This is a genomic window from Corynebacterium alimapuense, assembly GCF_003716585.1.
Taxonomy (GTDB): domain Bacteria; phylum Actinomycetota; class Actinomycetes; order Mycobacteriales; family Mycobacteriaceae; genus Corynebacterium; species Corynebacterium alimapuense.
In genome coordinates, this window is sequence record NZ_PTJO01000004.1 from 225938 (window position 1) to 248926 (window position 22989).

The window sequence follows — 22989 nt, forward strand, 5'->3', positions numbered from 1 at the left end:
CCGATTAAAGCAGTCTGACGAAGGTGTCATGTTCGCTCTACCAACGACGATTTCCGATGAATCTAAATTCAAGGGTTCGCCGTGTCAAAGCAACCTGTGTATTTAACCACGTCTACACCCTCAAGCGCAATCTTTTGCTGATCTATTTTAAAACTAATTCCGCCTACCGCCACAGCCAGACGATTGGATACCCGCTCACACCAAGGAATCAGTCACAGCAGTGCTCCTATTTACCAACAATTGAGATTCAAGAGCCTAACTAGCTCTCGAAGGGTTGGTCCTCCAACACTAGAATCTCGAGCACCTCACCTAGCTCTAGCTCTGAGGCGCCGGCCCCCAGTTTTGCTCTTAATGGCTCACCTGGGCGACAAGTTTGCAGCGATTCCCAACTGTGCGAATGATGCTCCAGTTGCCGGCGACGCGGGTTGAAGTGGTGGAGCCCATGATCTACCAACACCGTCTGCCCCTCGGCGAGGGCCACAAGGAATACTGCATCGCCAAGATCTCGACGTTGAACTCCGGATAAATCCGAAATACTCGGCAGCGGAGCATCATCAAGCAAGGTAATTCTGCTAATGACTCCGAGGCGATGATCAATGCCCTCTTGATCGCTCACGACTAACGGCCCACCGACAAAAGCTGGCCGGATGCCGATATAGGCCCAGACCCCAGGCTGAGCGGTCACCGATGGGCGACGGACAATGACACGGCTTGGGTCCAGGGTTACTCGGTGGGCCGGATTCTCAGTGTTCACCAAAAACCTTGAAGTGACTCGACCATCAATCCTGGGCAAGACACCAGGATGGGTGTGCTCAATCATCGCTAATGCGGAGAGCAGCTCGCGGTCGGTACTCCCCCAACCCACTCCTCTGTTAGCCAGGATGCCAAAGAAGGTCGCCAAGGAGAGATCTGATTGTCCTTCCCAGGCACGACCAAGCGCTTCAAGCACAGCTGGGATGCGGGTGGGGTCTTCCTCAAAGCTCACGAATTAAAGACGTCGCGGGAAGACAGGGTCCCAGATCCTGGAACAGGCTCCGAAGGGTCATGCCCGAGTCCCACGATCCGATTATCCAAGTCAACATGCACGATCTGAGGGGTATAAGCGAGTGCTTCTTGCGTAGTCGCTTGCAGATAAGAAATCAAGATCACCATGTCTCCAGGATGTATCAAGTGCGCTGCAGCACCATTGATACAGATCTCGCCGGATCCCGCTTGCCCGGTAATGACATAGGTCTCGAGGCGTGCGCCGTTGGTGATGTCGACGATACTGACCTTCTCACCTTCGATCAGACCTGCGGCGTCGAGCAGGTCCGCATCGACGGTGACGGAACCAACGTAATTGAGATCAGCCTGAGTAACCGTGGCACGGTGGATTTTGGCGCCGAGAATTGTGCGGAGCATGGCAGCAGGATACCTTTATTTCCCTTGGAAACGAAAAATCGGCCCAGAGGAAAAACCTCTGGGCCGATCAATCTGGTTCAGATCATCAAATGATTACTTGATGATCTTGGTGACGCGACCGGCGCCAACGGTGCGGGAGCCTTCGCGGATAGCGAAGCGCAGGCCCTCGTCCATTGCGACTGGCTGGATCAGCTTGACGGCCATGTCGACGTTGTCGCCGGGCATAACCATCTCGGTGCCTTCCGGCAGGGTAACGACGCCGGTGACGTCGGTGGTGCGGAAGTAGAACTGCGGGCGGTAGTTGTCGAAGAACGGGGTGTGGCGGCCGCCCTCGTCCTTGGCCAGGACGTAGACGGAACCCTCGAACTCGGTGTGGGGGGTGTAAGCGCCCGGCTTGATGATGACCTGGCCGCGCTCTACGTCCTCGCGCTTGATGCCGCGCAGGAGCAGACCACAGTTGTCGCCGGCCTCGGTGTAGTCGAGCAGCTTACGGAACATCTCGATACCGGTGACGGTGGTCGAGGTGGACTTTTCCTTGATGCCGATGATCTCGACGTCTTCGTTGACCTTGAGGGAGCCACGCTCCACACGGCCGGTAACGACGGTGCCGCGACCGGTGATGGTGAAGATGTCCTCGATGGGCATCAGGAAGGGCTTGTCGGTCTCGCGCTCCGGGTCCGGAACGGAGTCATCGACGGCCTTCATGAGCTCCAGGATGCGCTCGGTCCACTTGGGATCGCCCTCGAGAGCCTTCAGAGCGGAGATGTGAACGATCGGGGCTTCCTCATCGTAGTCCTGCTCAGCCAGAAGCTCGCGGACCTCCATCTCGACGAGCTCGATGATCTCTTCGTCATCAACCATGTCGCACTTGTTCAGGGCGACGAGGATGTAAGGAACGCCAACCTGGCGAGCCAGCAGCACGTGCTCGCGGGTCTGCGGCATCGGGCCATCGGTGGCGGCGACAACGAGGATCGCACCATCCATCTGAGCGGCGCCGGTGATCATGTTCTTGATGTAGTCGGCGTGGCCGGGAGCATCGACGTGAGCGTAGTGGCGCTTCTCGGTCTGGTACTCAACGTGGGAGATGTTAATCGTAATGCCACGCTCCTTCTCCTCCGGTGCCTTATCAATGGCGTCGAAGGCGAAAGCCTCGTTGAGGTCCGGGTAAGCGTCAGACAGGACCTTGGTGATGGCTGCGGTGGTGGTGGTCTTGCCGTGGTCGACGTGACCGATGGTGCCGATGTTAACGTGAGGCTTGGTGCGCTCGAACTTGACCTTTGCCACTGTATGTCCTCCTGGACTTCATGGTGGCTACGACCTTCGCAGCCACGTTGGTTGACAGGTGCCATCTTCACGGGACACTAATTCGGTGTCCCACTTGATGGCGCTTTCACAATGTGCCAGTTACACGATCCTAGATATATCTAGCAAGTTTTTCAAACCGTGACCGAGCTGAGTCGAACACGTCCTGATGCAGAGAAGTCTATGGATCACACAGCGGGTAACGGCTGACTCAGTGTCCACCTTAAAACAAGGGTGAACACTCAGCACAACCGCTACCCCACCGTGCTGGCTTGGCAGCTATGGCCGATTCTTAAAGTGCCGACACAAGGCACTCTAAGAATAAATGGCCATAGCTTCCAGCCGGTTGACGCCGGAGTTTATTTACCGGTGCGCTCAGAGATGATCGACTCCGAAACAGAGGAGGGAACCTCAGCGTAGGAATCGAAGACCATAGAGTAGTTTGCGCGACCCTGGGTCTTGGAACGCAGGTCACCGACGTAGCCGAACATTTCGGACAGCGGGACCTTTGCCTTGACGACCTTTGCGCCAGCGCGGTCATCCATGGAGCTGATGTGGCCACGGCGGGAGTTAACGTCGCCGATAACCTCACCCATGTAGTCCTCCGGGGTGATGACCTCAACGGCCATGACTGGCTCAAGCAGGACCGGCTTCGCCTTGGCGACAGCCTCCTTCAGAGCCTGAGAACCGGCAATCTTGAAGGCCATTTCCGAAGAGTCAACTTCGTGGTACTGGCCGTCAAGCAGCGTAGCCTTGACGTTAACCAGCGGGAAGCCGGCCAAGTAGCCGTACTGCAGGGCGTCCTGGATACCAGCGTCAACGGAAGGGATGTACTCACGCGGAATACGTCCACCGGAGACGGCGTTTTCGAAGTGGTACAGAGCCGACTGGCCCTCTTCGAGGTCCTCTTCGGCCGGTGCATAAGGTTCGATGGAGATGATGACCTTAGCGAACTGGCCTGAGCCACCGGTCTGCTTCTTGTGGGTGTAGTCGAGCTTTTCCACAGCCTTGCGGATGGTCTCACGGTAGGCGACCTGCGGTGCGCCTACGTTGGCCTCAACGCCGTACTCGCGACGCATACGGTCAACGAGGACGTCCAAGTGGAGCTCGCCCATGCCACCGATGACGGTCTGACCGGAATCCTCGTCGAGTTCAACGGTGAAGGTCGGGTCCTCTTCGGCGAGCTTCTGGATAGCGACGCCGAGCTTTTCCTGGTCACTCTTGGTCTTGGGCTCGATGGAGACCTTAATCACCGGATCCGGGAAGTCCATGGACTCCAGGATGATTGGGGAATCAAGGGAGCACAGGGTGTCACCGGTGGTGGTGTCTTTCAGACCAATCACGGCGTAGATGTTGCCAGCGAGGGCCTCATCAACCGGGTTTTCCTTGTTGGCGTGCATCTGAAACAGCTTGCCGATGCGCTCTTTCCGGCTCTTGGTCGAGTTGCTGACCTGGTCGCCGGGCAGTGCTCGACCGGAGTAGACGCGCACGAAAGTGAGCTTGCCGAAGAAGGGGTGCGCAGCAATCTTGAAAGCCAAAGCGGAGAAGGGCTCGTCAATGGAAGGCTTACGGGTGATGATCTCTTCCGGATCCTTAATCGAGTGGCCCTCAACCTCGCCCACATCGAGCGGGGTCGGCAGGTAAGCAACGACAGCATCCAGAAGTGGCTGAACGCCCTTGTTGCGGTATGCGGTGCCACAAAGAACCGGATAGATCTCAGACTTGATAACCATCTTGCGGATGGCGCCCTGGATTTCTTCCTTGGTCAGCTCTTCGCCGCCGAAGAACTTCTCCATCAGCTCGTCATCGGACTCAGCAACAGCTTCGAGCAGCTTCTCGCGGTACTCGTCAGCTTTTTCCTGCAGGTCTGCCGGGATTTCCTCGATGGTGGCGTCGGTGCCGATCGCGGTCTTGCCGCGCCAGGTCAGAGCCTTCATATCGATCAGGTCGATGACGCCGTCGAAGTCATCTTCAGCGCCGATCGGCAGCTGCATAACCAAGGGCTTAGCGCCCAGGCGATCAACGATGGTGCTGACGGTGTAGTAGAAGTCAGCGCCGAGCTTATCCATCTTGTTCACGAAGCAGATACGAGGCACGTCGTACTTAGCGGCCTGACGCCAAACCTGCTCGGACTGCGGCTCAACGCCCTCTTTGCCGTCGAAGACGGCGACAGCGCCATCCAAGACGCGCAGGGAGCGCTCGACCTCGACGGTGAAGTCGACGTGACCCGGGGTGTCGATGATGTTGATCTGGTTGTTCTTCCAGAAACAGGTAACGGCGGCGGAGGTGATCGTGATGCCACGCTCCTTTTCCTGCTCCATCCAGTCAGTGGTGGAGGCACCGTCGTGGGTCTCGCCAACCTTACGGTTGATACCGGTGTAGTAGAGGATGCGTTCGGTCGCGGTGGTCTTACCTGCATCGATGTGGGCCATGATGCCGATGTTGCGGACCTTGTTCAGGTCCTTAAGCACTTCTTGTGCCACAGTCTTACCCCAACTTGTAGATCATGGACGTCTTAGGTGGATTACCGTCAAACGCCGTCGGTGGATAGTTCTTGTTCAATCTTGCCATCATTTGCTCGCAGCGGCAGCGCCAAGAAGGTAAACCCTTAGCAAGGCCCGCGCGATAGCTAATCATGGCCGCCGTGATTGCCGGCTCCTACAGACACATCAATGGCCCATGCGAAACTCGCCTCGGGACCGCTCGACACCCGCAAGAATACGGAATGACGGGCGACGCCGGATGAACGAAATTCGCGTGGGCCATGTGCAGAAGAGACTGGCTACCAGCGGTAGTGAGCGAAGGCGCGGTTGGCCTCAGCCATCTTGTGGGTGTCTTCGCGACGCTTGACGGAGGCACCGAGACCGTTGGAAGCATCCAGGATCTCGTTGGCGAGACGATCCACCATGGTGTTCTCACGACGCTGGCGAGTGAAGGTAACCAACCAACGCAGAGCGAGGGTGTTGGAACGGCCCGGACGGACCTCAACTGGGACCTGGTAGGTGGCGCCACCAACACGGCGGGAGCGGACCTCGAGGTCGGGGCGGATGTTGCCCAGAGCCTTTTCCAAGGTTCCGACTGGCTCGGTACCGGTCTTCTCGCGGCACTTTTCGAGGGCATCGTAGACGATGCGCTCTGCGGTGGACTTCTTACCGTCCAACAGAACCTTGTTGACCAGCTGGGTCACGAGCTCGGACTTGTAGACCGGGTCTTTAACGACCGGGCGCTTGGGAGCAGCATTCTTACGCATTGTTTACTTCTCCTTCTTGGCGCCGTAGTGGGAACGGCCCTGCTTGCGGTCCTTGACACCCTGGGTGTCGAGGGTGCCGCGGACGATCTTGTAACGAACACCCGGGAGGTCCTTAACGCGACCACCGCGGACGAGCACCATGGAGTGCTCCTGCAGGTTGTGGCCCTCACCGGGGATGTAGGCGGAAACCTCAATGCCGGTGGTAAGGCGCACACGGGCGACCTTACGCAGAGCGGAGTTCGGCTTCTTCGGGGTGGTGGTGTACACACGGGTGCACACGCCACGACGCTGGGGGGAACCCTTCAAAGCCGCGGTGGCGGTCTTCGTCTTCTTATCGTGGCGGCCCTTGCGGACCAGCTGCTGAATTGTAGGCATGAACCGTCTTTCTTGATTGATCGACTTGTCTGGCCGGACGAGCCGACCGAGAAAAATTTCGCGCTTTTCTTAACTCGCCTGTCCAGAAATTACACGCGAAAATAATTCTTTTTAAACGTGCATAACCCAGTCAGCCGCTCTCGCTGGCCTACTGGGAGGAAAATCAGGCTCCCACAAATAATGCGTGGGACTAGTTGGTCATCCTACCTGAGCCGCGAGCCTGTTCCCAAATCTCTTGGCACACCCCTCCTACCGTAGAACCCGATCTAGCCGGGTGGGAAGGCGTCAATCCCTGTGGATGGCGGCTCAGTGACTGCTTGCTTCACAACCACTCCCCTACTTGGGACAAGATTCCAGCTACCCCAAACCTAAACTGCCTGTGCCCAGGACCTGCGGTTGTGCTTATGCCCAGATTCAACTTGGAGCATCACTCCCCCACGCATCAGGCTAAAACACCAAGCCACGAAAAAGTCCCGGCACCACCCTGAAAACGGGTGGTGCCGGGACTCACGCGAGCTGAGGCTTAGAGCTTAGAGCTGGAAGCCCTCATCCAAGGGCACCGAAGCGCCAGTGAACTCAGCGTAACCGTCGTCGCCGTAGATCGAGTCCCCGTAGGTGGGAATCGAATATGCGGCGTTACGAGCAGCCTCAGTGGGCTTGACGGAGATGTTGCGGTAACGGGCGATACCGGTACCAGCCGGGATCAACTTACCGATGATCACGTTCTCCTTCAGGCCAATGAGCTGGTCCGAACGGCGGTTGATCGCAGCATCGGTCAGGACACGAGTGGTCTCCTGGAACGATGCGGCAGACAGCCAGGACTCCGTGGCCAGCGAGGCCTTGGTGATGCCCATGATCTGGTCGCGCAGCTCAGCAGGCTGTCCACCTTCGGCACGGATCGCAGCGTTGATGCGGCGGGCCTCCGACAGGTCAACCAAGGTGCCCGGCAAGAATTCCGTGGCACCAGCATCGATGACAGTTCCACGACGCAGCATCTGGCGAATGATGATCTCGATGTGCTTGTCGTGAATCGCCACGCCCTGGGCACGGTAGACGGCCTGAACTTCGTCGATGAGGTGCTTTTCCACACCACGTCGGCGCAGTACACGCAGCACGTCATGCGGATCGGCGGGACCGCGCAGAAGGCGGTCGCCGAGCTCGACGTGGTCACCGTCGCGCAGAGTGCGCTCGAAGAACACGGACGGGTCGCGGTCCATTGGCACTCTGATCTGAGCCAGACCCTGACGCTTGGACAGCTTCTCGTAGAGCTCTTCTTCGGTGCCGTCATCAGAGGTCAAAGTCAACTTGTAGAAGTTGCCATCGTCCTCCAAGGAGACAGTGCCGGAGAATTCCGCAATCGGGGAGGCCTGCTTGGGCACACGTGCCTCAAACAGTTCCTGAACACGCGGCAGACCGCCGGTGATGTCGCCACCGACACCACCCTGGTGGAAGGTACGCATGGTCAGCTGGGTACCGGGCTCACCAATTGACTGAGCCGCGACGATACCGACGGCTTCGCCGATATCGACCAGCTGGCCGGAAGCCATGGACTTGCCGTAGCACTTGGCGCAGACACCGGTCGGGGTCTGACACGTCAGCACGGAGCGGACCTTAACCTCGGAGACACCTGCGAGCACCAGCTCGTCGATGGCACTCTCAGTCAGATCGCTACCAGCAGCGAACATCTGCTCACCATCGCGGTTGTTGACCTCAGTGGCCAGCACACGACCGGAAGCCGAGGTCTCCACCAGCGAGTGGCGGGTGTAACCGCTGACCTCACCGTTGGCATCCTTGACTTCTTCGGCAACCGGGACGCGAACGCCTTGGCGAGTGCCACAGTCGTCCTCGCGGACGATGACGTCCTGTGCAACATCCACCAGACGACGGGTTAGGTAACCCGAGTCAGCGGTACGCAGAGCCGTATCGGCCAGGCCCTTACGGGAACCGTGCGAGTTGTTGAAGTACTCCAGGACCGACAGGCCTTCACGGAAGGAGGTCTTGATCGGTCGGGTGATGTAATCACCCTTGGAGTTCACGACCATGCCCTTCATGCCGGCCAGCGTCCAGATCTGACGCATGTTGCCAGCTGCGCCCGACTTAACGATCATCGGGATCGGGTTGTCATCCGGGTAGAGATCCTCAACAGCCTTACCCACCTTGTTGGTGGCATCCTGCCATAGCTCGACCAAGCGGTCGTAGCGGTCGCGCTCACGCAGCGCGCCCTTGACCCAGAACTTATGCTCGATGGCCTGAGCCTCAGCTTCATAAGCCTCAAGGATCTCAGTCTTGTTCGGCAACACAAGCACGTCGGATATTGCAATGGTCACTCCCGAGCGAGTAGCCCAGTAGAAACCAACGTCCTTCATCTTGTCCATGGTCTGAGCCACGGTGATCATCGGGTACTTCGCTGCGAGATCATTGATGACGTCGCCGAGCAGAAGCTTGCCCTGACCGCCGCCCTTGCGGACCATAACGCCCTCAAGGTAGGGGTAGTTCCACGGCAGAAGCTCGTTGAACATGACGCGACCCAAGGTGGTCGAAGCCAACCAGGTCTCGCCCTGCTGCCAGCCATCGGGGAACTGCTCAGCTTCAATATCAGCCGGCGGACGCAGGTGCGAAATACGCACCTTAATCGGCGCCTGCAGACCCAGTGCTCCACGATCGCGAGCCATGATGGCCTCTGCGAAGGATGAGTACACGCCTCGGGCTGGGCCGTTTTCGTCGGCGGGACGGTAAGCGCCCTGGCCGCCGATCTCGGACTCGGACTTATCCATGGTCAGGAAGTACAGACCCGTGACCATATCCAGTCGCGGCATAGCCAATGGCTTGCCGGAGGCCGGGGAAAGGATGTTGTTCGAGGCGAGCATGAGCACACGAGCCTCAGCCTGCGCTTCAGCGGACAACGGCAGGTGAACTGCCATCTGGTCACCGTCGAAGTCGGCGTTGAAGGCTTCACAAGCCAGCGGGTGCAGCTGGATAGCCTTGCCCTCGACCAGTTTGGGCTCGAAGGCCTGGATGCCCAGACGGTGCAGGGTAGGTGCACGGTTGAGCATGACTGGGTGCTCAGAGATGGCTTCTTCGAGCACGTCCCAGACCTCGGGACGCTGGCGCTCGACCATGCGCTTGGCAGACTTGATGTTCTGCGCGTAGTCGTTTTCTACCAGTCGCTTCATGACGAACGGCTTGAACAGCTCGAGTGCCATGAGCTTCGGCAGACCACACTCGTGCAGCTGCAGCTGCGGGCCGACAATAATGACCGAACGGCCCGAGTAGTCGACTCGCTTGCCCAGCAGGTTCTGGCGGAAACGACCCTGTTTGCCCTTAAGCAGATCCGACAGGGACTTCAACGGGCGGTTGCCCGGTCCGGTGACCGGACGGCCGCGACGACCGTTGTCGAAGAGTGCGTCGACGGACTCCTGCAGCATGCGCTTCTCGTTGTTCACGATGATCTCGGGTGCACCGAGATCGATCATGCGCTTGAGGCGGTTGTTGCGGTTGATCACACGACGGTAGAGGTCGTTGAGGTCGGAGGTAGCGAAACGGCCACCATCGAGCTGGACCATCGGACGCAGCTCCGGCGGGATCACCGGAACACAGTCGAGGACCATGCCAGCCGGGTCGTTGCCGGAACGCAGGAACGCAGCGACGACTTTGAGGCGCTTGAGCGCCCGCATCTTCTTCTGGCCCTTGCCTTCGTTGATGACGGTACGCAGGATCTCGGCCTCAGCTGCGAGGTCGAAATTGCGGATCAGGGTCTGGATTGCCTCCGCGCCCATGCCACCGGTGAAGTACTCCTCGTAGCGGTCAGTGAGCTCTTCGTAGACGATCTCATCGATGATCATCTGTTTCGGAGCCAGCTTGATGAAGGTCTGCCAGATGTCCTCTAGGCGGTCGACCTCACGCTCAGCACGCTCACGGATGTACTGCATCTCCTTGTCCGCGGCGTTTTGCACCTTGCGGCGCGCCTCGGCCTTGGCACCAGCAGCTTCGAGCTCAGCGAGGTCTTCTTCCAGCTTCGCAGCGCGCTCGGCGATCTCGGATTCGGCGTCAGCCTCGACGTCCTTCTTCTCCAGCAGCATGTCAGCCTGCAGAGTCGTCTGGTCGTTGTGGCGTGCTTCCTCATCAACGGAGGTGATGATGTTGGCGGCGAAGTAGATGATCCGCTCAAGATCCTTCGGTGCCAGGTCCAACAGGTAGCCCAAACGTGAGGGAACACCCTTGAAGTACCAGATGTGAGTAACCGGGGCGGCCAGCTCAATATGCCCCATCCGCTCACGACGGACCTTGGACTTGGTCACCTCGACGCCACAGCGCTCACAGATGATGCCTTTGTAACGGACGCGCTTGTACTTGCCACAGGCGCACTCCCAGTCACGAGTAGGGCCGAAGATGCGCTCGCAGAAGAGGCCGTCCTTCTCCGGCTTGAGGGTGCGGTAGTTGATGGTCTCCGGCTTTTTAACTTCGCCCTTGGACCAGCGGCGAATATCGTCGGCGGTGGCCAGGCCGATGCGGAGCTCTTCGAAGAGGTTTACGTCGAACACGTAACTCCCTTTCCCCTCCCAAACAGGAGGGATTGAATGACGAATATCGGGGGGTTGGTCTACTGGCTACTAGCCGGCGTCAGCGTCGGAACGCTCATCATGGGACAGGTTGATGCCCAGTGAGGATCCAGCAGCGTCCAGCTCATCGTCATCGACGTTGGACAGCTCCATCGGGGTTCCGTCAGTGGAAAGAACTTCCACGTTCAGGCACAACGACTGCAGTTCCTTGAGCAAAACCTTGAAGGACTCCGGGATGCCCGGATCCGGGATGTTCTCACCCTTGACGATGGCTTCGTAGACCTTGACACGACCGACCACGTCATCGGACTTAATGGTCAGCAGTTCCTGCAGGGTGTAGGCGGCGCCATAGGCCTGCATTGCCCAGACCTCCATCTCACCGAAGCGCTGGCCACCGAACTGGGCCTTACCGCCAAGCGGCTGCTGGGTAATCATGGAGTACGGACCAGTGGAACGGGCGTGAATCTTCTCGTCCACCAAGTGGTGGAGCTTGAGCATGTACATGTAACCCACGGAGACTGGGTACGGGAAAGGCTCTCCCGAACGACCGTCGAAAAGCACGGCCTTACCGGTCTCGTCGACCATGACTTCACCGTCGCGGTTGGGACGAGAGTTGCCCAACAGTTTGGTGAGTTCTTCGTTGGTCGCGCCGTCGAAGACCGGGGTGGCGGTCAGCGAGTTGGCGGGAACCTCGTAGAGATCCTCCGGCAGCGTCTCAACCAGCGTGGCGTTGCTCGGATCCTGCGGATCCACAGACCAGCCGGCCTTAGCCAGCCAACCGAGGTGAATCTCGAGCACCTGACCGATGTTCATACGACGAGGGACACCGTGGGTGTTCAGGATGATGTCCACCGGGGTGCCATCGGGCATGAACGGCATGTCCTCCGGGGGGAGGATCTTGCCGACAACGCCCTTGTTGCCGTGGCGGCCGGCGAGCTTATCGCCGTCCTGGATCTTGCGCTTCTGAGCAACGTAGACGCGAATCATCTCGTTGACGCCCGGAGCCAGATCGTCGTCGTCATCGCGAGAGAAGCGACGCACGCCAATGACCTTGCCGTTTTCGCCGTGCGGGACCTTCATAGAGGTATCGCGGACCTCACGGGCCTTTTCGCCGAAGATGGCGCGCAGGAGGCGCTCCTCAGGAGTCAGCTCGGTTTCGCCCTTCGGGGTGACCTTGCCGACGAGGATGTCACCAGCGCGGACATCCGCACCGAGGCGGACAATGCCGCGGTCGTCGAGGTCACGCAGCACGTCCTCGGAGACGTTCGGGATTTCCCGAGTGATCTCCTCAGCGCCCAGCTTGGTATCGCGAGCATCGATCTCGTGCTCCTCGATGTGAATCGAGGTAAGGATGTCATCTTCGACAATGCTCTGGTTGAGGATGATCGCATCCTCGTAGTTGTGGCCTTCCCACGGCATGAAGGCGACGAGCAGGTTACGCCCGAGCGACATCTCACCATTGTGGGTACCGGGGCCATCAGCCAAAACCTGGCCGGCTTCAACGCGGTCGCCGATGTTGACCAGCGGCGTCTGGTTGTAGCAGGTTCCCTGGTTGGTGCGCTCGAACTTGCGCAGCAAGAAGGTATCGCGCAGGCCTTCATCATCCATGATGGTGACCACGTCTGCGGAGACGTTCTCCACCACGCCAGCCTTCGGTGCGATGACCATGTCACCGGCATCGTAGGCAGCGCGGCGTTCCATGCCGGTGCCCACGAACGGGGCTTCGGCGCGGACCAACGGCACAGCCTGACGCTGCATGTTCGCGCCCATCAGGGCACGGTTAGCATCATCGTGCTCAAGGAAGGGAATCATGGCGGTGGCCACGGAGACCATCTGGCGCGGGGAGACGTCGAGGTACTCGACACCCTTGCCATCAGTAACGGCGATATCGCCGCCCTTAACGCGGACCTCAATGCGGTCAGAGGTAATCGTTCCGTCGGCCTCGCGGTCAACGGAAGCCTGGGCGATGGTGTAGCGGTCCTCTTCATCAGCGGTGAGGTAATAGACCTCATCGGTGACCTTGCCATCGACGACCTTCTGGTACGGGGTCTCGATAAAGCCGAAGGCGTTGACGCGGGCGTAGGAAGCCAAAGAACCGATCAGACCAATGTTCGGGCCCTCAGGAGTCTCAATCGGGCACATACGGCCGTAGTGAGACGGGTGAACGTCGCGGACCTCAATGCCAGCGCGCTCACGGGAGAGGCCACCCGGGCCCAGTGCGGACAGACGACGCTTGTGGGTAAGACCCGACAGCGAGTTGTTCTGGTCCATGAACTGGGACAGCTGGGAGGTTCCGAAGAACTCACGGATGGCAGCGGAAACCGGGCGAACGTTGATCAGCGAGGTCGGGGTAATCGACTCAGCATCCTGGGTGGTCATGCGCTCACGCACGACACGCTCCATGCGGGACAAGCCCACGCGGACCTGGTTCTGAATCAATTCGCCGACGGTACGCAGACGACGGTTGCCGAAGTGGTCAATATCATCGGTCTGCACCGGGATCTCGAGACCATTCGGGGAGGTCATCGAACGCTCGCCGGTGTGCAAGCGAACGAGGTACTCCAGGGTGGTAGCGATGTCCTCTTCAGTCAGAGTCATCAAACCATCGTGGTCACCGCCCAAACCGAGCTTGCGGTTGACCTTGTAACGGCCAACCTTGGCTAGGTCATAGCGCTTGGCACGGAAGAAAGCGTTGTCGAGCAAAGAACGCGCGAGATCGCGGGTTGGCTGCTCGCCCGGACGCTGCTTGCGGTAGATCTCCAGCAGCGCTTCATCGGTGTTAGCAACGTTATCGGACTCGAGGGTGGACATCATGATCTCGGAGAAGCCGAAGCGTTCCGTGATCTGTTCAGTAGTCCAACCCAAAGCCTTCAACAGCACGGTAACTGGCTGGCGACGCTTGCGGTCAATGCGGACACCAACGGTATCGCGCTTGTCGACGTCGAATTCCAGCCACGCACCGCGCGAAGGGATGACCTTAACGGAGTGCAGCGGACGCTCGGTGGACTTATCGATCGATCGATCGAAGTACACGCCTGGGGAGCGAACCAGCTGAGAGACAACGACACGCTCGGTGCCGTTGACGATAAAAGTGCCCTTAGGCGTCATCATTGGGAAATCACCAATGAAGACGGTCTGAGACTTGATCTCCTGGGTCTCGTTGTTAATAAACTCCGCAGTGACATAAAGCGGAGCGGAGTAGTTGATGTCCTTGTCTTTGCACTCGTCGATGGTGTTCTTCACATCTTCGAAACGAGGCTCCGACAGGGACAGCGACATATTCTCTGAGTAGTCCTGGATCGGGCTAAGCTCGTCGAGAATACCCTCGAGTCCACTAATGACGTGGGCGTCCTGCCCACGCTCCTCCTGCTGGCGGGCGCGCCACTCGGGCGTACCGATCAGCCAAGCGAAGGAATCACGCTGCAGGTCGAGAAGACCCGGAACTTCGATGGGTTCGGAGATCTTAGCGAAAGAGAATCGCTTCGAAGCTCCGGGGATGTCGGCCACTGACTTGGTCTGGCGGGAGACTGCCAAGATGGGTCCTTCCAGCACCTCACGCGGGCGGCAGTTGCTCTGGCATGCAACCGCCGAATCCGCTGGTATATTTAGCATTCGGTCTGCTGTGGAATTTCCATCCCCGGATAGCACAAAATCACCTTGTCAAGTCGACTTTCTCAAGTCGGATGAACAAGGTTTCTAATGCAGTCAGGGAATAATTCCAGCGCAACGAAACAGCGTATACCAAAAATGGCCTTCTGTAAAGCCCTCGCCAGCATTGAGCAAACTCAAATCTGCCAGCGGATTCAGGGCGGGACTCTACCACGAACCCACCCAGGCGCTATCTCAACGTCGTGACTGCGTTGCCTTCCGATTCGGTTGGCGCCGATCGAACACACCGAAAGCGCCAGCCATTCCGAGCAATGTCAACATCGCACCAACACTGAACATTACCCAGCGCAAGGTCTCCGATAGGCCTGGATCCGTAGTTCCTGCGGCTTGAGCCACATGCGCATCGATCTGTTCTTGAGCCATCCGACCTTCGAATAACAGGACCTGCTCGCGCTTTTCCCCATCAGCCGTAGCGTAATAGTCATCGACGTCCTCGCGGATCTCCACTACCAAGCCGGATGCCTGATCGACGAAGAAATCCCGAGTGGCAGAGTGGAAGAGATAGCCACGATCGTCCTCCCCTTCAGCGGTATCAGCAAAGGTGGTGGTGCTATCCCACGACGCATAAAGTAGTGCCACATTGGTCGGTTCGACCTCTTGGCGATACCGGTAGACAGTCTGCCCATCCAGTTCAAGTTCCTCAACGAACTCAGCGGGCCTCGTCTCACGCAATGAGGGTTCGAATACCTCATAAGTAGTTTGTTGCGCCTGTGCCGGGAATTTCAGCCAACTGCCATCGACGCTGACCTCTGTGACTGGGCTAGCCAACTGATCCGTCAGTACTGCCGATGAGGTCAGCTCACCCGAGAGCCGATCGATGCTAAAGCTCCACACCTCCGCGGAGATCAGCCGGTCCAAGTCAGACTGCTGGCTGTCCCGCATAAAGGTAGAACCCATCCGCAGTGAAGCCTCTTCGTCACTGGCTGGATCCTGAATGTCCATGTGCAGCTGATGGGAAACGGGCGAGTTGAGCACTCGTCCGTCCGGATCCGTAATCAACCTAGTCTCTGCTTCATCATCAACCAGGGTCCAGGTCGTCTCTTCTAAATCCAGCGGCATCCGACCATCAGTGTGGATGAATGCCGGTGCCGCGAAACCCGCTGCCAACAGCGCGACACCGAGGCCGAGCAACAACAGGGAAAGGAGACGGGACTTTGACAGCATGCGAGGAATCATACCCGTCCATCCATCACAGTTGCTTCTTCCACTCTCCTATCCCAACGACAACACCCCATTTCCCTGCCACAATGGCTGGGAAATGGGGTGTGTACGAAGGAATTCAAGCCACCTTAAAGCGGCTGTGAATACTCTTTTCTTACTTGAGGGAAGCCTTGGCGCCAGCTTCTTCAAGCTTAGCCTTGGCAGCCTCAGCGTCTTCCTTGGAAGCGCCTTCGATGATTGCCTTCGGAGCGGACTCGACGAGCTCCTTGGCCTCCTTCAGGCCCAGGCCGGAGACGAGCTCGCGGACAGCCTTGATGACGCCGATCTTCTTGGCGCCGGCATCCTCGAGGACGACGTCGAACTCGGTCTGCTCTTCAACAGCGGCCTCAGCGGCGCCACCGGCAGCGGCGACGGCGACGGGAGCAGCAGCGGTAACCTCGAAGACGTCTTCGAACTCTTTGACGAACTCGGAGAGCTCGATGAGAGTCATCTCCTTGAAGGCCTCGATGAGCTCGTCTTTGGTGAGCTTAGCCATGATGGCTTCCTTTCTTCGGGTCCTAAAGGACCCAGTAAAACTTGCTGTGTGTAATTAAATGCGCACGGGGTGCGACTTTTTAAGCTTCCTTCTTCTCTGCCAGTGCAGCGCCGAGGCGTGCGACCTGAGAAGCGGGAGCGTTGAACAGGCCTGCGGCCTTTGCCAGATTGCCCTTCATGGCGCCGGCTAGCTTGGCGAGAGTGGTCTCGCGGTTGTCTAGTTCGGCGATGGCCTTAACCTGGTCGGCAGAAAGAGCCATGCCGTCCATGTAGCCACCCTTGACGAGGAACGCCTTATTATCATCGGCGAACTTTTTCATCACCTTCGCAGCATCGACAGCTTCGCCCTTGATGAAGGCGACGGCGGTCGGGCCGGTCAGTTGCTCGTCAAGACCCTCGATGCCCTGTTCACGGGCAGCGATCTTGATTAGGGTGTTCTTGGCGACGGAGTACTGGACGTCGAAGCCGAGAGCACCGCGCAGTTCAGAGATCTGCGCAACGGTCAGGCCACGGTACTCGGTGAGGACGACAGAGGATGCCTCCTCGAACTTGGCCTTGAGCTCTACGAGATCAGCCTGGTTCTTCGCGTTTGCCATTACTACGCCTCCTTCCCATTACTTGTCGTGTTGTTCCGCCGGAGCTTTAAAACGTTGACAGGCAACGAAAAAGCCCCGTGCAAGAGCACAGGGCGCATCATCCTCGATTAAAAGGTGGTGGCTCGAAAGTGTCTCCTGCGTGGGTCGTCCCAGTGTCCTGGAAACTTTCAATCCTTAACGGATGACCTACGGTCTTCGGTGAAACTTGAGCTCGGCTTAATTTAAGCCGATCAAACTTCGTGGACTGACATTAGCTGCCGACTGTCCTATCTACCAAATCGCCCTTCGAAACGAGCACAACAGCCCACCCTGTCTGGAGATATAACGATACCTATATAGGCGATCGCGTCCACGTATCGGACTAGGTGAAGCGCCCAAACGTCATATGAAGATTTTCTGTTAGGTTGGGCGCAAGGCAAGGAGGTTATCCACTATGTCCTTCCATGACAAAGTGATTTACCAGATTTACCCAAAGTCTTTCCAAGATTCCGATGGCAACGGAGTCGGCGATCTTCGCGGTGTTATTGACCGCATCCCCTATCTCGCGGAGCTGGGCCCCGACATGGTTTGGCTGAGCCCTTTCTTTGTCTCCCCACAACGAGACAACGGTTACGATGTCGCCGACTACCGCGCGGTAGATCCCACGATGGGCACCATCGATGATCTCCAAGAGCTGATCGATGGCTTAGCCGGTCACCGGATCGGGGTGATGTTCGACATGGTCTTTAACCACACTTCGACCGAACACGAGTGGTTCCGTCGAGCTTTAGCCGGAGAAGAACGCTTCCGCGACTACTACCTCATCCGACCACCTGCACCCGACGGCGGTCTGCCGAATAACTGGGAGTCAAAATTTGGTGGTCCAGCCTGGTCGAAGTTCGGGGACACCGGAGACTATTACCTACATCTATTCGATCGCACTCAGGCTGACCTGAACTGGCGCAACCCAGAGGTACGCCAAGAGATGGCCGACATCGTCAACTTCTGGATCGGCCACGGAGTCACTGGCTTTCGCTTTGATGTCATCAACCTCATCGGCAAGGAAGAACAACTCCGCTCCTCGCCTAAAGACGTTGATCCGCGGGTGATGTACACCGACGGCGAGGACGTCGAAACTTATCTGCGAGAACTCCACGACGCATCCTTTGGCCGATTGGCTGAGCGGATCACGGTCGGAGAAATGTCTTCGACCTCGATTCAGGCATGCGCCGGATATTCCCATCCTGACAATCAGGAATTGGACATGGTCTTTAGCTTCCACCATCTCAAGGTGGACTACCCTAACGGCCAAAAGTGGGCACTAGCTCCTGTTAAACCCGATGCGCTGAAGCTAAAGCTCCACGAGTGGGCTGAGGGGATGCAGACCGGTGGCGGCTGGAACGCGTTGTTCCTCAATAACCACGATCAGCCCCGTTCGGTTTGCCGATTCGGTGATCCGGCTGGTTATCGCGCTGAATCCGCAACCATGCTGGCTACTATCACTCACCTGTTGCGTGGCACCCCGTTTATCTACATGGGGGAAGAAATTGGCATGACTGATCCGGAGTATGACTCGATCACCGACTATGCCGATATTGAAGCTCTCAACGCTTATGACGAACTAATCCGTTCTGGGCATTCAGCGGCAGAGGCCTTCCGGATCGTTTCGGCCAGGGCCAGAGACAATGCCCGCACACCGATGCAATGGGACAGCTCCCCTGGCGCAGGCTTCACCACAGGAAATGCCTGGTTGTCACCCACCAATCAGGATCGAATCAACGTAGCCACCGAGTTGTCCTCGGGTCGGATCTTCCGTCACTATCAGCGGCTCATTCGACTTCGGCATGAGATACCTGACATCTCTGCGGGCTCCTATCGTGCATGGGCATTAGAGCATCCCAGTGTCTATGCCTACCTGCGCGATGACGTCTTCGTGGCAGGCAATCTCACTTCCGAGACCACCACTCTCCAGATTCCAGAGGAGTTCGACCATGGTGAGTATTTGATCAACAACTATCCGGGGCCTAACTATCCCCCCACCTCTGCGTCCCTGACTCTGCGACCTTATGAGGCACTGGCGCTGTCCAAAGGAGAAACCACATCATGACTAGTACTCCAGCTCTCACGGTGCTGGCGCCCATTGCCGGCACCGTTATCCCCATCGAAGAGGTTCCAGACCCAGTCTTTGCACGTAAGACGATGGGTGAGGGCTTCGGCATTTTAGATACTCCCGGCGGGGAGGTCGTCTCCCCAGTCACGGGCAAAGTAGTCATGGTGGCCAAAACGGGCCATGCTATCGGGTTCAAGACCGAAGAAGGATTGCAATTTCTCCTCCACCTCGGGATTGACACCGTAGAGCTTGAGGGCGCACCCTTCGAGATCAACGTAGCCAAAGGTGACTTGGTCACTGCTGGTGATCGCATCGCCACCATGGATATTGCAGCGATCCTTGAGGCGGGAAAATCCACTGCCACCGTGGTGATCGTAACCAACACCAAAAAGAAACTTGATCATCTTGACGTAGACGAGGGAGCAGCCGCACTAGGAGCCGAAGTAGCTCGGGCTTACCCCCTAGTGGCTGATCCAGCAGCGGCCCCCGCAGCCTCCCCGGAGTCGGCAAGCAAGGCCGAAGGCGATTCGACCGTCGCTGTTGTGCAGGAAACGGAAGTAGCCTCCCAGCGGCCCACAGATTTAAGCGGATTTGATGCCTTGGCGTGGGAGATTATCGATGGCATCGGTGGTGCCAGCAACGTCCGCAGCGTTACCCACTGCATTACCCGCGTGCGCTTCTATCTCAAAGATGAATCCAAAGCTCAGGATGACTATGTCGCTGACCTTGAAGGGGTTATCGACGTGGTCAAGGCTGGTGGTCAGTACCAAGTAGTCATCGGCGCAGATGTTGAGGACGTCTACGAAGCGGTCAGCAACCAGCTTGGGGGCGGAGTCGAAGACGATGATCCCGGCGAGGCAAGAGAAAAGCCCACCACTGCCTTCGGCTGGGTGAAATATGGTTTCTCCGAGCTCATCGGTGTCATTACCGGATCGATGATTCCAGTCATCGGTCTTTTGGCTGCGTCCGGCATCATCAAGGGAATCCTGTCGCTGCTGCTGACCTTCGATGTCATCACCGACACTTCAGATACCTTCCAGATCATCAATGCCATGAGCGATGCGGTGTTCTTCTTCTTGCCGATCTTCGTCGGTTTCACCGCTGCCAAACGCCTCGGCGCAGATCCGATTATTGTCGCGATTATCGGCGGCGTACTGGTTTATCCCACACTGGTGGAAATGTCCGCCACTGAGGGAACTTCCTCAATCATGGGTATGTCACTCAACAGTGAATTCTTCGGAATTCCCCTCCATATGCCCAGCTACAGCTACTCGATTTTCCCGATCATCGTCGCCGCGTGGCTAGCCAGCCGAATTGAGCCTTGGCTCAAACGGGTCATCCCCAATATGGTCCGAATGATCTTCCTACCACTGGCTGAGGTCGTCATCGTCTCGCTTGCGATCCTGCTGGTACTTGGACCAATCGTCATGTTCGTTTCCACCGGCATCGCTTCGTTGATTCAGGGACTCTACGACCTTTCCCCGACTATTTCCGGCACGGTTATCGGTGGCCTTTACCAATCTCTGGTGATCTTCGGCCTGCACTGGGCGGTCATCCCGCTGGTGGCTCAGGATATCGCCGCCTCCGGCAACTCCTATCTCAACGCCATTATCTCCGCGACGATGGTCGCCCAGGGTGGCGCGGTGCTCGCAGTATTCGTCAAAACCAGAATCGAAAAGGTCAAGACCCTCTCCGGTCCGGCCGCTATTTCCGCTTTCTGTGGCATCACCGAACCGGCTATGTATGGTGTGAACCTCAAATATGGTCGCGTGTTCATCATGGCCTCGATCGGTGGCGCACTAGGCGGGCTTTTGACCGGACTACTGAACGTCAATATGTGGGGGTTCACCGGTTCTTTGATCGGCTTTACCTCCTTCGTTAACCCAGAGGGGCTCGATTCCAGCTTCTGGGGATTCCTCATCGCTTCCTCGGTGTCCCTCGGTGTGGCCTTCACCCTCACGTGGTTCTTCGGCTTCAAAGATTCAGATGTTGAGACTGTCCGCGAGGTCAAGAAGGTCCGACTAGGTAGCCGTGAACCGGCACAGAAGTAGTCTTTTCGCTTCAGTCCTGTGGGTCCTCGACCTCAAAGTCGGAGAGTGGCCCTTTGACCATGGCCACGCGTCCGGCGTTAAGCACAGCCAAGACGTCGATGACTTCTTGGGCGATAGCGCCGGCCAGCGGAGTAAGCAGTCCGAAAACGGCTAGAAGCATGCCGATGATCGATAGCGTCATGCCACCGACTGCTGACTGCAAGGCAATCCTCCTCATACGAGCGCCAATGTGGAGCAGTTCATCGAGCTTTTCCAGCGAGGAATCCAAGATGACTGCATCCGCGGCCTCAGAGGTCACCCCGGAGTCCGCTCCCATGGCAACGCCGATATTGGCCGTGGCCATCGCTGGGGCGTCATTGATGCCATCACCCAGAAACATGGTCAGGCCCAGCTTGTTGTGCTCGGCCACAATATCCAATTTTCCCTCTGGGCTGACCCCGGCGTAGACCTGATTAATCCCGACTTGCTCCCCGAGGTATCGCACTTCCGATTCGCGGTCGCCAGAGATGATCATCAATTTGTCCACGTTGTGGCGCTTGGGCAGATGCGCGATGAAGCTCTGAGCTGCCGCGCGTGGAGTATCCCGCAGCTGAATCCTGGCTGCGTATTTACCATCAACGAGCACCACCGCTTCCAGGCCTTCCTCGGTATCCGGCATCAGTTCTCGGCTATCTGGGTCAAGCTCATAAGCCATGCGTCGATTGCTGATCAGGACCCGATGGCCATCGGCTTTCGCGGAAAGTCCTTGCCCTGGGCGTTCCGAAACCTCGGTTACTGTGGGTAGTTCCAAAGCGCGTTTCCTAGCGCCGGCGCGGATGGCTTCCGCTAATGGATGGCGAGAGTATTCCTCTACCGAAGCTGCCAATGCCAGCGTCTCATCGGCGTTGAATCCCGGAGCGATCGCGATATCGGTAATCACCGGGCGGCCGTAGGTTAGGGTTCCGGTCTTGTCGAACATGATGGTCCGGACCTTCGAGGTATTTTCGAGCATTCCCGGATCGCGGATGATAATGCCGCGGCGGGCAGCCAGCGAAATCGCACCAATAATTGCTACCGGCACGCCGATCAACAGCGGGCAAGGAGTGGCCACAACCACCACCGCGAGAAAACGAGTTGGGTCGCCAGAAATCACCCAGCCAATGGCACCCAATGCTAATGCGATGACGGTATACCAGGCACCCAACCGGTCAGCCAGTCGGCGCATCGCCGGACGGTTGTCTTCTGCTTGTTTTAAGACACCGACGATGTGGGCGTAACGAGAATCCTCAGCCGCGGAGGTTGCCCGAATGGTCATCGGCGACTCTGAGTTGACCGAGCCAGAGATGACGGCAGAGCCCTGAGATTTGCTCACCACATAGGGCTCACCGGTCAGGTAGGACTCATCCATTGAGCCGTGGCCACTGACTACCTCGCCGTCAACGGGGCAGAGCTCATGGGGGAATACTTCTACCAGATCACCGACTTGGATCTCAGAGACCGGAATCTCATCGAGTCCCTCTGAGATACTTTCTCCCCGCAGGCGGTGCGCTTGGGTGGGCGAACGTTTAGCCAACGCGTCCAAGGTTCCCGATGCTCTTTTCGACGCCGCTTCCTCCAGCGCCTCCCCGCCCGAGAGCATCAGCACGATAATCGCGGCCACTAGCCACTCCCCCAAGAGCACCGCGGTGATGATGGATACCGCGGCTAGGGTATCTGCCCCACCGCGGGTGCGGACCGCGTTGCGCAGGACCTCAAACATCAGAGGTAATCCGCCTAAGACCACGACCATCACCAGCGGCCAGTCGCTCGCCCACCCTTCGAGTCCAAACACCAGCCAGAGCAAAAGATAACTAATGATCGCCACAAAAGTGCCAAGTGTGGTCAACCCATCTCGGGAACGAAGGAACAGGCCCCAGGGGCTACCAGTAGTGGACATGCTTTGATCCTGCACCGAAAAAATACTTTTTACCAGTAAGTTTGGCCTGGCTTACTTGGTATTGGCAACGAAAAACCCGCTCTTTCG

The 22989-nt window shown here is 57.9% G+C and carries 14 protein-coding genes; 2 read left to right on the forward strand and 12 right to left on the reverse strand.

Annotation, left to right across the window (positions count from 1 at the left end; genetic code table 11):
- Positions 1 to 259 precede the first annotated feature (259 nt).
- The 11 genes from C5L39_RS06335 to rplJ form a co-directional block, all read right to left on the reverse strand.
- Positions 260 to 985, reverse strand: a complete 726-nt coding sequence (locus tag C5L39_RS06335; RefSeq protein ID WP_123048043.1) for a hypothetical protein — start codon at positions 983 to 985, stop codon at positions 260 to 262.
- Positions 982 to 1401, reverse strand: coding sequence for an aspartate 1-decarboxylase (gene panD / locus C5L39_RS06340; protein WP_123048044.1), 420 nt, complete (start codon positions 1399 to 1401; stop codon positions 982 to 984). Before panD ends, C5L39_RS06335 begins: the two co-directional genes overlap by 4 nt.
- Before the next feature lie 93 nt (positions 1402 to 1494).
- A complete protein-coding gene (gene tuf / locus C5L39_RS06345; RefSeq protein ID WP_123048045.1) occupies positions 1495 to 2685 on the reverse strand; it encodes an elongation factor Tu in 1191 nt (396 codons plus the stop codon).
- A gap of 377 nt (positions 2686 to 3062) precedes the next feature.
- Positions 3063 to 5186 (reverse strand): elongation factor G, encoded by a 2124-nt coding sequence (gene fusA / locus C5L39_RS06350; protein WP_123048046.1) that lies wholly within the window; start codon positions 5184 to 5186, stop codon positions 3063 to 3065.
- 299 nt (positions 5187 to 5485) lie between these two features.
- The gene (gene rpsG / locus C5L39_RS06355; RefSeq protein ID WP_123048047.1) at positions 5486 to 5953 is read right to left on the reverse strand and encodes a 30S ribosomal protein S7; all 468 of its coding nucleotides are present in this window, start codon (positions 5951 to 5953) and stop codon (positions 5486 to 5488) included.
- A gap of 3 nt (positions 5954 to 5956) precedes the next feature.
- Positions 5957 to 6328: a 30S ribosomal protein S12 gene (rpsL, locus tag C5L39_RS06360; protein WP_123048048.1), complete on the reverse strand. Its 372-nt coding sequence runs from the start codon at positions 6326 to 6328 to the stop codon at positions 5957 to 5959.
- A 530-nt stretch (positions 6329 to 6858) separates the two neighbouring features.
- Positions 6859 to 10869 (reverse strand): DNA-directed RNA polymerase subunit beta', encoded by a 4011-nt coding sequence (locus C5L39_RS06365; protein ID WP_123048049.1) that lies wholly within the window; start codon positions 10867 to 10869, stop codon positions 6859 to 6861.
- A 69-nt stretch (positions 10870 to 10938) separates the two neighbouring features.
- Positions 10939 to 14439, reverse strand: a complete 3501-nt coding sequence (gene rpoB, locus C5L39_RS06370) for a DNA-directed RNA polymerase subunit beta (RefSeq protein WP_197714729.1) — start codon at positions 14437 to 14439, stop codon at positions 10939 to 10941.
- Between the two features lie 291 nt (positions 14440 to 14730).
- Positions 14731 to 15720, reverse strand: coding sequence for a cell envelope lipid trafficking protein PgfA (gene pgfA / locus C5L39_RS06375; RefSeq protein ID WP_123048201.1), 990 nt, complete (start codon positions 15718 to 15720; stop codon positions 14731 to 14733).
- Between the two features lie 151 nt (positions 15721 to 15871).
- A complete protein-coding gene (gene rplL, locus C5L39_RS06380) occupies positions 15872 to 16252 on the reverse strand; it encodes a 50S ribosomal protein L7/L12 (RefSeq protein ID WP_123048050.1) in 381 nt (126 codons plus the stop codon).
- Between the two features lie 79 nt (positions 16253 to 16331).
- Complete coding sequence (gene rplJ / locus C5L39_RS06385) at positions 16332 to 16847, reverse strand: 50S ribosomal protein L10 (RefSeq protein ID WP_123048051.1); 516 nt, start codon at positions 16845 to 16847, stop codon at positions 16332 to 16334.
- A gap of 433 nt (positions 16848 to 17280) precedes the next feature.
- Between rplJ and C5L39_RS06390 the strand changes: the two genes are divergently transcribed.
- Together C5L39_RS06390 and C5L39_RS06395 are read left to right on the forward strand one after the other, a co-directional pair.
- On the forward strand, positions 17281 to 18933 hold the full coding sequence (locus C5L39_RS06390) for an alpha,alpha-phosphotrehalase (RefSeq protein WP_123048052.1): 1653 nt from the start codon (positions 17281 to 17283) through the stop codon (positions 18931 to 18933).
- Positions 18930 to 20987 carry a PTS sugar transporter subunit IIABC gene (locus tag C5L39_RS06395; protein ID WP_123048053.1) on the forward strand — a complete coding sequence of 686 codons (2058 nt, stop codon included), beginning with the start codon at positions 18930 to 18932 and terminating at the stop codon, positions 20985 to 20987. Before C5L39_RS06390 ends, C5L39_RS06395 begins: the two co-directional genes overlap by 4 nt.
- A 10-nt stretch (positions 20988 to 20997) precedes the next feature.
- Here C5L39_RS06395 and C5L39_RS06400 read toward each other — a convergent pair whose 3' ends face one another.
- On the reverse strand, positions 20998 to 22902 hold the full coding sequence (locus C5L39_RS06400) for a heavy metal translocating P-type ATPase (protein ID WP_123048054.1): 1905 nt from the start codon (positions 22900 to 22902) through the stop codon (positions 20998 to 21000).
- Positions 22903 to 22989 lie beyond the last annotated feature (87 nt).